At 25.3% G+C, this 10,217-nt stretch carries 13 protein-coding genes and 1 tRNA gene; 5 read left to right on the top strand and 9 right to left on the bottom strand.

Features of this window, described 5'->3' with window-relative positions; genetic code table 11:
• The 8 genes from CRU95_RS15810 to CRU95_RS15775 form a co-directional block, all read right to left on the bottom strand.
• Positions 1-1,173: hypothetical protein (locus CRU95_RS15810; protein ID WP_164969818.1), on the bottom strand; the 1,173-nt coding region annotated here is incomplete at its 3' end.
• Positions 1,174-1,195: 22 nt separating this feature from the next.
• A complete protein-coding gene (locus CRU95_RS15805; RefSeq protein WP_129102079.1) occupies positions 1,196-1,675 on the bottom strand; it encodes a hypothetical protein in 480 nt (159 codons plus the stop codon).
• Positions 1,668-2,204: a hypothetical protein gene (locus tag CRU95_RS15800; protein WP_129102078.1), complete on the bottom strand. Its 537-nt coding sequence runs from the start codon at positions 2,202-2,204 to the stop codon at positions 1,668-1,670. The genes CRU95_RS15805 and CRU95_RS15800 overlap by 8 nt, the downstream gene beginning before the upstream one ends.
• Positions 2,205-2,209: 5 nt before the next feature.
• The gene (locus CRU95_RS15795; protein ID WP_129102077.1) at positions 2,210-2,914 is read right to left on the bottom strand and encodes an SDR family NAD(P)-dependent oxidoreductase; all 705 of its coding nucleotides are present in this window, start codon (positions 2,912-2,914) and stop codon (positions 2,210-2,212) included.
• Positions 2,915-2,923: 9 nt separating this feature from the next.
• Positions 2,924-4,444, bottom strand: coding sequence for a histidine ammonia-lyase (hutH, locus tag CRU95_RS15790; protein WP_129102076.1), 1,521 nt, complete (start codon positions 4,442-4,444; stop codon positions 2,924-2,926).
• The gene (locus CRU95_RS15785; protein ID WP_129102075.1) at positions 4,441-5,313 is read right to left on the bottom strand and encodes a lysophospholipid acyltransferase family protein; all 873 of its coding nucleotides are present in this window, start codon (positions 5,311-5,313) and stop codon (positions 4,441-4,443) included. Before CRU95_RS15785 ends, hutH begins: the two co-directional genes overlap by 4 nt.
• Positions 5,314-6,018, bottom strand: coding sequence for a glycosyltransferase family 2 protein (locus tag CRU95_RS15780; protein WP_129102074.1), 705 nt, complete (start codon positions 6,016-6,018; stop codon positions 5,314-5,316).
• Positions 6,008-6,325 (bottom strand): hypothetical protein, encoded by a 318-nt coding sequence (locus CRU95_RS15775; RefSeq protein ID WP_129102073.1) that lies wholly within the window; start codon positions 6,323-6,325, stop codon positions 6,008-6,010. Before CRU95_RS15775 ends, CRU95_RS15780 begins: the two co-directional genes overlap by 11 nt.
• A gap of 126 nt (positions 6,326-6,451) precedes the next feature.
• Here CRU95_RS15775 and CRU95_RS15770 point away from each other — a divergent pair, with 126 nt between their 5' ends.
• Genes CRU95_RS15770 through CRU95_RS15750 form a run of 5 tightly spaced genes read left to right on the top strand, consistent with a single transcriptional unit; the run spans position 6,452 to position 9,879 of the window.
• Positions 6,452-6,703, top strand: coding sequence for a phosphopantetheine-binding protein (locus tag CRU95_RS15770; protein WP_129102072.1), 252 nt, complete (start codon positions 6,452-6,454; stop codon positions 6,701-6,703).
• The gene (locus tag CRU95_RS15765; RefSeq protein ID WP_129102071.1) at positions 6,690-7,805 is read left to right on the top strand and encodes a beta-ketoacyl-[acyl-carrier-protein] synthase family protein; all 1,116 of its coding nucleotides are present in this window, start codon (positions 6,690-6,692) and stop codon (positions 7,803-7,805) included. Before CRU95_RS15770 ends, CRU95_RS15765 begins: the two co-directional genes overlap by 14 nt.
• Entirely contained in the window at positions 7,802-8,443 is a 642-nt protein-coding gene (locus CRU95_RS15760) for a beta-ketoacyl synthase chain length factor (protein WP_129102070.1), read from the top strand. Before CRU95_RS15765 ends, CRU95_RS15760 begins: the two co-directional genes overlap by 4 nt.
• Positions 8,443-8,796, top strand: a complete 354-nt coding sequence (locus CRU95_RS15755; protein WP_129102069.1) for a hypothetical protein — start codon at positions 8,443-8,445, stop codon at positions 8,794-8,796. Before CRU95_RS15760 ends, CRU95_RS15755 begins: the two co-directional genes overlap by 1 nt.
• A 9-nt stretch (positions 8,797-8,805) precedes the next feature.
• Positions 8,806-9,879: a methyltransferase gene (locus tag CRU95_RS15750; protein ID WP_129102068.1), complete on the top strand. Its 1,074-nt coding sequence runs from the start codon at positions 8,806-8,808 to the stop codon at positions 9,877-9,879.
• A gap of 12 nt (positions 9,880-9,891) precedes the next feature.
• Here the strand turns inward: CRU95_RS15750 and CRU95_RS15745 are convergent.
• Positions 9,892-9,967 (bottom strand) — tRNA-Thr (locus CRU95_RS15745).
• Positions 9,968-10,217 lie beyond the last annotated feature (250 nt).

The following is a 10,217-nucleotide window of genomic DNA, read 5'->3' as shown; positions in this document are numbered from 1 at the left end:
GTTTAAATCGAAGTGAAACCTTTCTATAGAAAATATCAATAATACAATTGCAAAAAATATAACATAAATAGGTCTAACTTTTGAATAGAATTTATAATACTTTGTAGTAATATTTTTTTGAGAGAATTTAATTTTTGGATATAAAAATGCAAACTGAAAATATGAAAACAAAAGAGAAATAATGGAAAAATAGCAAAATTGTTTAATTAAATCAAAAGATACAAAAGATAAAATTGCAAATGCTCCAACAGTAGTAAACATTCCTAAAAATACATCTTTATTAAAACCTTTCTTCTCTTCATAATAATCATGCATATAGTGATGAAACATATAATCAATAGCAACCGTAGAAATAGATATACCAAATACAATAACAAAAATAGATAATTTATCAAAGAAAAAAGAGCAGATAAGTAATGACAAGAGAATAGATGAAACTAATGTAATAATAGTATTTAAAAGTAATTTTGCATTTTTTAAAATCACTAAATACAATAATATTAATAAAAAAGTAGAAATTGCAATTATTTTATTTACATCATTTTTTATTATTCTTGAGTTTTCTACGAAATAAAAAATAGGTGAAAATACTTTTATATCTTTTTCACTAATTATTATTTTATCTATTGAGTCATATACTTTTTCGTATTTTGAAATTGTATTTATTGAATTATCAAGATTAAAAATAGAGATATAGCCTTTACCTTTTATACTTAAGTGATTATTTTCTAAGGACAAGTTTTTAAATGAGCTATCTTTTAAAAAAAGATTTAAAGGATCTTGTTTATTTATAAAGTATGAGAAATTTGATTTTAATAAATTTGATTTAATCTCTTCAAGTTTTTTAGTTATATTTAGGTTATCTAGACTTTTATTATCAATATTTTCTATATAAACTTTATATTTGTTTTTATATTCTATTAATTTTTTATTTTCTTGTGTTTTTACAAGACTTATTCCTTCTATTTTAGAAAATGAATTTTCTAATTTTCTAATTTTTTCTAATGCCTTTTTATCTAATCCCTCAACACTTAAAAATATTTTTTTAGTACTTTTAAACTTATTAAATTCATTTAATAACTCTTTTTTTTCACTATGGGGAAGTATAGATTGAAGATTAGTTGAGATATGACTAAATGAACCAAAAAATATTACTAATATAATTAAAGACAATAATACTAATATATTTATGTAATTAGTGAGTTTGAACAATATTTATCCAATCATCATTTGTAAAATATATCTTCAAAAACTTTAATTTTGAATCTATTTTTTGATACTCAATTTTGCTTATTACATTGGCTACATATTCACTTGGGATTAAAGTTGTAACTTCATCACTTTTTTTAATTTGAAAATATTCTCTTATATTTTCCACTTTATTTGTATAAATACTTTCTATGATTTTTGAAAAGATTGTCAAATCTAAATTATCTTCATAAGTAATTATTTTCTCTTTTTGACCATCTTTTTCTAGTATATTGTCTTTTTTAAAGGTAAATGACTTATTTTGTTGGGGATATGTAACTTTTATAAAGTCTTTATTTATATTTAAAATACCTTTTCTATATACGCTAGTATTTAATGCGCTAACATACTTTTCTTCTTTAAATTTAATTTCATTTGAAAATAAAAATAAAGTAGAAAATAAAAATAAAAATAAAACTTTAAACATCTAATTTAGCCTTAAAATAAATTTTTCTATGAAAAAATTGTATAACTCCAGCAATTATAAACAAAAAATACCAACCAACTGATGAATAAAATGTCCAATAAAACATATCTTTTGAATAAAGTACAAAAGAATGAATTAATACATTTGTTAAAGAAGTATAAAACCAAAACAGTGTTGATTTATGAATATATTTTTTTTCTTCTTCCTCAACATTTTTATTGAATCTTTCTAAAAATATAAAAATAAAAGAATTTTTAGAAATATAACTATATAAAATATAAATTGAAATTAATCCAGAGATTAATAATGGTAACATTTTTAAAAATACAAAATTATCTAAAAAATATGCCAAAATAGATACCATCAAATAAAAAAGAGGGAAAATATACTCTTTTATACTTTTTTTTATACTGAAAACTAACCAAAACAAAGAAAAAATAAAAATTATAAATGAAACTGTTTTTAATTCAAAATTTCTTAGTGAATAAAAAACAATAGGAGCATAAAATAAAGATATGAGTAAATTCATAAACTTTATCTTACCATTGCCCCACTAATATTCAATACCTCTCCACTTACATATGTAGCATCTACACCCATAAAATAAGCACATTTTGCCACTTCTTGGGCTTTTCCAAATCTTTTAAGAGGTATTGCTTTTTTCAACTCTTTCACATTTGGTATATTTTCAATCATCTCTGATTCTATTATTCCAGGGGCAAGGGCATTTACTCTAATATTATATCTTCCAAGTTCTATTGATAAAGTCTTAGTAAAAGCTATAACTCCACCTTTACTAGCGCTATAATTTGCTTGTCCTGAGTTTCCACTTATACCTGATATTGATGCCACATTTACTATACTACCTCGTTTGTTCATCATCATATTTTTAGATATAACTTTTGTAACATAAAAAAGTCCACTTAAATTTGTATTAATTACATCTTCCCATTCATCATCATCCATAAAGAAAAACAAATTATCTTTTATAATTCCAGCATTATTTACTAAAACTTCAACATCAAGATTTTCTAAAACTTCTCTAATAGAGTTTTTGTCTTGCATATTAAAGGAAATCAGTTCACCATTTTGATTTATTTCATCTAAAATCTCTTCTGCTTTTTCTTTATTCCTATTGTAATGAATATATACAAAATATCCATTTTTAGCATACTCTTTAACAATAGCTTGTCCAATAGAACCAGTAGCTCCTGTAACCAATACTTTTTTATTTTCCATATTACTTCTTTATACTAATTTTGCACTTCTTAGTACTTTATTTATATTTACTATATCAAAATCCATTCTTCTATCTTCATAAAGTGGCTTGATTATTTTTCTAATCTCATCGTGGATATTTTTAAGATATGGAGAAACCTCCCCTTCACCTCTAATATCAACAGCTTGAGCCATACCAATAAAAGCAATTGAAAGCATATTATACAAGTCTGGGATCATTTTTGCAAAATCATTTGCAGCCGTTGTTCCCATAGAAACTTTATCTTGATTTAAAGACTCAGTTGGTCTTGAATGAATAGAAGCAGCTGTTGTATTTTTAATAACATCAGCACTTAAAGAACTTAAACTTATTTGCATAGCTTTAAAACCATGATAAAAAGGCTCATGTGAAAGTTTTAAATTTTCTCCTAATCCTCTATTAAATTTATGGTCAACTAAAAGAGCAAACTCTTTATCCAATAAATCAGCAAGATTTGCAGCACATATTTTTAAAGTATCCATAGCATGAGCTACATATCCACCATAAAAATTACCTGATGTATATATTTTTTTATTTTCTCCATCGATTAAGGGATTATCATTTACAGAATTTATCTCTGTTTCAACCCAGTTTTTAGAAATTATTAAATTATCTCTTATCACACCTAAAACTTGTGGAGCACATCTCATAGAGTATGTATCTTGAATATTTAAGTCATTATCAGCAAAGAACTTATCATATCTATCATCTCTTCCATGAGTTAGTTTTGAACCTTGGATTTTATTTTTGATATTTTTTGCAGTTTGGATTTGTCCGCTAAATGGTTTTGATTCATGTACAAAATCTTCCACAGGAGTATCATCCCCTAAAAGAACTTCAAACATACCTGCAACATATGATTCCATAGAATTTAGTATTATTTCAAACTCTTCTATTGCATCGAGTGCTATTGCACTCATGATTGTAGTTCCATTCATAATTGCTAAGGCTTCTTTAGGTTTAAATTCATAAGCAGTAATATTTAGCTCATTATAAACTTCCATTACATCTTTAATTTCGCCCTTATAATAAACTTCTCTTTCCCCTGCAATAACAGCTGCGATATATGATAAAGGAGTTAAATCACCACTAGCTCCAACTGATCCTTGAGAAGGAATAACAGGAATAATATCTTCTTTGATTAAAAATTCTAATCTTTTTAGAAGTTCAACACTTACTCCTGATTTTGCTTTACTTAAAGAGATTGTTCTCATAATAACAGCATATCTACAAACTTTATGAGATAAATTTACTCCAATACCACAACCATGAAATCTAAAAAGATTTTTTTGTAAAGTTTTGCTATCTTCATAACTTACATAGTTCTTTCCACTTGCCCCATATCCTGTTGTAATACCATAAATTGGTTTACCATCTTTTATCTCATTCATCAAAAAATCATGTGTATGATTTATATAATTCAAAAATACATTATCTTTTGAAATCTCAATATTAGAGGCTTTAGTAATTTCATCTAATGTTATATATCTTTTATCTATTTGTAAATTCATTTACTCTCCCAAAAATTATAAAAATTAAACCACTGATTTGGATATTTTAATAAAATACCTTCAAATAATTTAATATATTCTTTTATAGCTATATCGATAGCCTCGTTTTCTTTTAATCCAAAATTCAAATGTAACTCAGAAGTTTCAACTTTATATTTTTGCAATCCTATATTTATTACAAAACAGCATAAGATTGGTGTCTTTGTTCTATATGAAATTTTAAATGGATTTTTATTAAAATATGCATCTTTATCAAAGAATTTTGTTTTATATTTATATTTATTACTTGTTGGTCTATCAGCCATTATTGCAATAATCTCATTATTAGAAATTGCATTTGCAATTTCAATAGAAACAGGAATTTGTCCCATTGATTGATCAATAATATGAATATTTGAAAGTTTATTTTCAATGCTATTTTCAATGCTATTTTCAATTTTCTTTATACTATCTAAAATAACTTCATGCATAACTATATTTATTCTATTTTTAGTTACGGGATTACTAGAACTTGAAGCCCAACCCCCAAAGTGAGAAAACAACAAAATAGTTTTAGAATTCATTGTATTTAAAACTGTCTCTTTTTCTTCATAAATAAAATCATATGAAGTTGGATCATATTTAGAGATAAATCTATCTACAAGACAAATTGCAAACATTCTTAAATGTTCAAAATAAACCCAATTATTAAATTCTAAACCTAATGTTTTATAATATTTTTTCAAAGAATATTTTACATTTGACGCAAATAAAAAATAAAAAAAACTTACAGGATACATTAAAAAATAAACAAACTTATACCCAAAAAGTTTATACAAATTAAATACAAGTTTTATACTCCAACCGCTTCCTCTTTGCTTAACAGTCATCTATTTGTATCTTTTCTTTAAAAAGAATTTAAAAGGTAAAAGCCGAATATGGACCATTACAATTGCTGCTGTGTCCCAGAATTTTTTAAAATGACTAACTCTTTCTTCGGGTGTTGGATAATAACAGTCAACTATTACTTCTTTTATTAATCTACCTTTCCATGCATGTTTCACTAAAACTTCCATTTCCCAATCAAATCTTGAAGTTTTGATGTCTAAATCTAAAATTGAAATTGGATATAACCTAAAACCAGATAAAGAATCTTTTATCTCTTGTTCAGTATCCCATGTTGCCCAAAAATTACTAAACCAACGACCAAATTTAGAACCACTAGGTACATTATCTATCTCAAAATTTCTTGCACCAATTATAATTTGATTATCCCCATCACATTCATTTATAATTTTTTCTATTTGACTTGCTAAATGTTGTCCATCACCATCTAAACTAATAAAATATTTGTACCCTAATTCTTTTGCTTTCCTGGCACCTGTCAAGATTGCTTCACCTTTTCCCATATTTATGTGGTGTCTTAAAACAATTAAGTTTGAATTTTTATTTAACTTTTCTTCTATTGGATTATCATATCCATCATCAACAACTATTGTTTTAATATTATAAGATAATACATCATCGACAACTCTTTGTATTGTTGAATCATTATTATATGTAGGTATTACAACTATAATTTCACTAAATTTCATAGATTATTTCACTTATTTTCTTATTTTCATTTTTTATTATTATTTTATATTTGGACACATTTACACAAGTAATATAATATTCAATTATCTCTTCAGGTTTTATAATTGACAAAAATTTTGCTTTTGAAATACTGCTAATTTCATGATTTAATATATCTGAGATAATATCAATTTGCATAAATCCAGGCAGAATTTCGTTTTGAGGAAAATGTGCTTTAAATACGGGATGTTCTTTTTTTGCCAGTTTAACTTTGTAATAGTTTTCTGATTTTTCTAGAACTTCAAATAAATTCTTAAATAACTTCACTATGATTTTCTTTCTATATGTATTCGTTATTGTACAAAATAATTTATTAAAAGATAATTTATAAGATGATTAAAAGATGAAAAACAGTACTATTTCAAAAGATTATTTACAAGGTTAAGATAAAATATGATAACTATTAATGAGTTTAAAGAAGTACTAATTGAAGGTCTAAATTTAGAAGACTTTACAATTGATGACATCGAAGATGATGCACCTTTATTTGGAGAAGATGGGATAGGATTAGATTCTGTTGATTCAATTGAATTAGTTTTAATTATCGAAAAAGAATATGGTGTAAAAATAAGTAATACTGAACAATATCAAGATATTTTTGCATCTGTATCTAGTTTATTAAACTATATTAATGAAAATAAATAATAAAGCCTATATAAATTATTTTGATTCAATTTCTTGTGCAGGAAATAATTCAGAAGAGTTATTTAAGTCAATTTGTTTAGAGAAGAATACCATTGCAATAAATTCTACCTATGTTAAAGAAAGAAGTGTTGCAATTGGACAAATACAAAAAGATAAAGATTTAAATATTATTTTAAAAGAAAGATGTGATAAATTATTAGATATAACAAAGTTAATTAATTTTTCAAATACTCTTTTATTAATTGGTTCTTCTGTTGGAGGAATGAATGAAACAGAAAAACTTTTTTTCAAAAATAAAAATTACAAAAAAATCAATCCAAAAAAACATCCTGTTGATGCTATAGCATACTTTTTAAAACAAAATTATAAATTCCTTGATGATATATCTTTTTCTACAGCATGTACTTCAAGTGCAAATGCTTTAGGCTATGCAAAAGAAGTAATTTCAAAAGGTATATATGAAAATGTATTAGTTATTGGAATAGATGCATTATCTTTTACCACTGTTTGTGGATTTTCAGCATTAAGTGTTTTATCATCAAACCCATGCACCCCTTTTGATAAAAATAGAGAAGGTATGAATGTAGCTGAAGGTTTTGGAATTTTATTATTACAAAATAAAAAAGAAAAGAATTCTATAGAACTATGTGGAGTTGGATACAGTTCAGACTCTCACCATATGACACAACCACACCCAGAAGGATTAGGGGCAAAAAAAGCAATGGAAAATGCTTTAAAAAATGCGAATTTACATATAAATGATATCTCATACATAAATGCTCATGGTACAGGAACTTATGCCAATGATTTTTCTGAATTAAATGCAATAAAATCTTTGTTTACTGATATAAAACCAAAAGTTAGTTCAACAAAGTCAATAACAGGGCATACATTAGGAGCTGCGGGGGCTATAGAAGCAATTATATCTTGTATGGTTTTAAAAGAACAAATTATTCCTTCAAATAAAGGCTTAAAAAAAATAGAAATAGATGATATAAATTATTCTTTTGAAACTACTTCATCTAAAGTTAATTATGTACTTAGTAATTCTTTTGCCTTTGGTGGAAATAATACTTCATTAATTTTTGGACTTGTTAAATGAAAATAAATTTAGAAATAATAGATGCTTCACATATTTTTGCAGAAAAAGAAATTGCTAATTTAAAGACAAAAGAATTAGTTCCTAAAATGATAATAAGAAGAAGACTAACAAGAGCTTCAAAACTTGTACTTGAACTTATTTCAAATGTAAACTTCAAAGATGGAAGAATAATATTTGGAACATCATATGGTGAATTATTATCAACATCAAAGATATTAAATGCAATATCAAATAATGAGATTTTATCTCCTACAGATTTTCAAAATTCTGTTTATAATACACCTGTATCTTATGCTTCTATATTATCAAATAATACTAATGAAATTTTAACAGTTTCAGCAGGAGAAGAAACTTCTTTAAAAGTTTTAAAAGTAGGTGCAGTAAAAGCTTTAGACAGTGACGAGATATTATTAGTTTGTGCAGAAACATTAGATATAGATAACATAGAAGAAGTAAATAACTGTATCAAGTATTTAGAAAGTGCTGTTGCACTAAAAGTTAAAATTACAAAAGAACAAGCAACAATAGATTTTATAAATATACAAAATGATGAATATCCAAAATCAATAGAACATATGATTCATATCTCTAAATTTTTTAAAAAAAATGAAAAAAATATAATAGAAGTTAATATCTAATGAATTTACCACATCAAGCACCTATACGATTTGCTAAAGAAATCATAGATAAAGGTGAAAATTTCTTTATTATAAAATGTTCTTTTCCTTATATTCCAACACTACCAATGATAAGTGAAGCAGCAGCACAAAGTAGTGCAGCATTTGCACAAGATAATAAAGAACCAATAATAGGTTTTTTAGTTTCATTAAAAAATATAGAAAAAATATCTGAATTCACAAAAGAAGATTATCAAATAATAATATCAAAATCTTTTAATTTTGGAAATATGACTGAATACAAATTTGAAGTATCTGATGAATATACAATTTATGCAAAAGGTGAGTTAACAATAGCCTTTAAAACTAATTAAAAGAGAAGTATGAAAGATTTTTTTAAAAACAATGATAAAATAACTGCATTGGAAGCTCAAAATGAAGCTCAAAAGATAGCTTTTGCACCAATTATTTTTCAAGTAATAAGAACTATGAGAGATTTAAAATTATTAGAAATATTGGCAAATAATAAAGATGGATTAACATATGAAGAGTTAATAGAAAAAAGTCATTTGAGTAAATATGCAATACAATTATTATGTGAGACAGCATTAAGTGCTAATGTAGTTTCAATAGTAGATGAAAAAGTATATTTAACAAAGATTGGTTTTTTCATTCATAGTGATAAAATGACTAATACTAATATGAACTATAATCATCATGTTAATTATTTAGGATTATTTTATTTAGAGGAATCAATAAAGAGTGGGAAAGCAGAAGGCTTAAAAGTATTTAGTGAAGAGGATACAATCTACCCTGCACTTTCAACCCTACCACAAAAAGCAAAAGATTCTTGGTTTGAATTTGATCACATGTATTCTGATTCTGGATTTCCAAAGGCAATAAAAATATTAGAAAAACTAAATCCTAAATCAATACTTGACATAGGAGGAAACACTGGTAAGTTCGCAATACAATTTGCACAAAATAATCCAAATACTAATATAACAATAATGGATTTACCACAACAAGTAAAACTAGCAAAACAAAATATATATGAAAATGATATAACAAATATTTCAACATATGAAGCAAATATTTTAAAAGAAGAAACTGTTATTCCAAAAAATTTTGATATAGTTTGGATGAGTCAATTTCTAGATTGTTTTAAAGAAGAACAAATTATAAATATATTAGAAAAGATTACAAAATCAATTGATAAAAATAATCAAGTTTGTATAATGGAACCATTTTGGGATAGGCAAAATAATGAAACAGCAGCATATTGCGTAATAAATACATCACCATACTTTACAACTATGGCAAATGGATATAGTAAAATGTTTAAATATACAGACTTTGAAAAACTATTATTAAAAGCAGGATTAGAAGTAATTGAAACAATAGATGATATAGGCTTATGTCAGACACTTATACGGTGTAAAAAGAAGATAAATTAAAACTAAGATAAATGGTGCTCACAGTGGGAATCGAACCTACAACCTCTTGCTTACCATGCAATTGCTCTACCGTTGGAGCTATGCGAGCTAATTATAGTGAATAATTATACCTGACCGAAGGGAATAAATCGTGCTACAGGTAATAGTGAATAATATTAGCACCTAAAAGTAGAAAATAAATTTTAGCACGAATAATATTATAATATTCAGTAAAAAAGGTGCAAAAAAAAAGCTCAGTGCTAAAAAGACGATGTCTAAATAGAACTAAGCTTAAATAAAAACTCAAGAGTTGGCGACGACTTACGTTTCCACAAGGGGACCCTGCAGTATTATCAGCG

It is taken from the genome of Arcobacter sp. F2176 (assembly GCF_004116465.1).
Lineage (GTDB): Bacteria > Campylobacterota > Campylobacteria > Campylobacterales > Arcobacteraceae > Arcobacter > Arcobacter siniprincipis.
The sequence above is the reverse complement of the archived record's forward strand: the minus strand, read 5'-3'. Positions and strand labels throughout refer to the sequence as shown.

Bases quoted from the DNA above. Each gene is read 5' to 3' on its own strand.
- CRU95_RS15755 (WP_129102069.1), top strand. From the start codon at position 8,443: ATGAATTTACCACATCAAGCACCTATACGATTTGCTAAAGAAATCATA.
- CRU95_RS15785 (WP_129102075.1), bottom strand. From the start codon at position 5,313: ATGACTGTTAAGCAAAGAGGAAGCGGTTGGAGTATAAAACTTGTATTT.
- CRU95_RS15765 (WP_129102071.1), top strand. From the start codon at position 6,690: ATGAAAATAAATAATAAAGCCTATATAAATTATTTTGATTCAATTTCT.
- CRU95_RS15805 (WP_129102079.1), bottom strand. From the start codon at position 1,675: ATGTTTAAAGTTTTATTTTTATTTTTATTTTCTACTTTATTTTTATTT.
- CRU95_RS15800 (WP_129102078.1), bottom strand. From the start codon at position 2,204: ATGAATTTACTCATATCTTTATTTTATGCTCCTATTGTTTTTTATTCA.
- CRU95_RS15795 (WP_129102077.1), bottom strand. From the start codon at position 2,914: ATGGAAAATAAAAAAGTATTGGTTACAGGAGCTACTGGTTCTATTGGA.
- CRU95_RS15760 (WP_129102070.1), top strand. From the start codon at position 7,802: ATGAAAATAAATTTAGAAATAATAGATGCTTCACATATTTTTGCAGAA.
- CRU95_RS15750 (WP_129102068.1), top strand. From the start codon at position 8,806: ATGAAAGATTTTTTTAAAAACAATGATAAAATAACTGCATTGGAAGCT.
- CRU95_RS15770 (WP_129102072.1), top strand. From the start codon at position 6,452: ATGATAACTATTAATGAGTTTAAAGAAGTACTAATTGAAGGTCTAAAT.
- hutH (WP_129102076.1), bottom strand. From the start codon at position 4,444: ATGAATTTACAAATAGATAAAAGATATATAACATTAGATGAAATTACT.
- CRU95_RS15780 (WP_129102074.1), bottom strand. From the start codon at position 6,018: ATGAAATTTAGTGAAATTATAGTTGTAATACCTACATATAATAATGAT.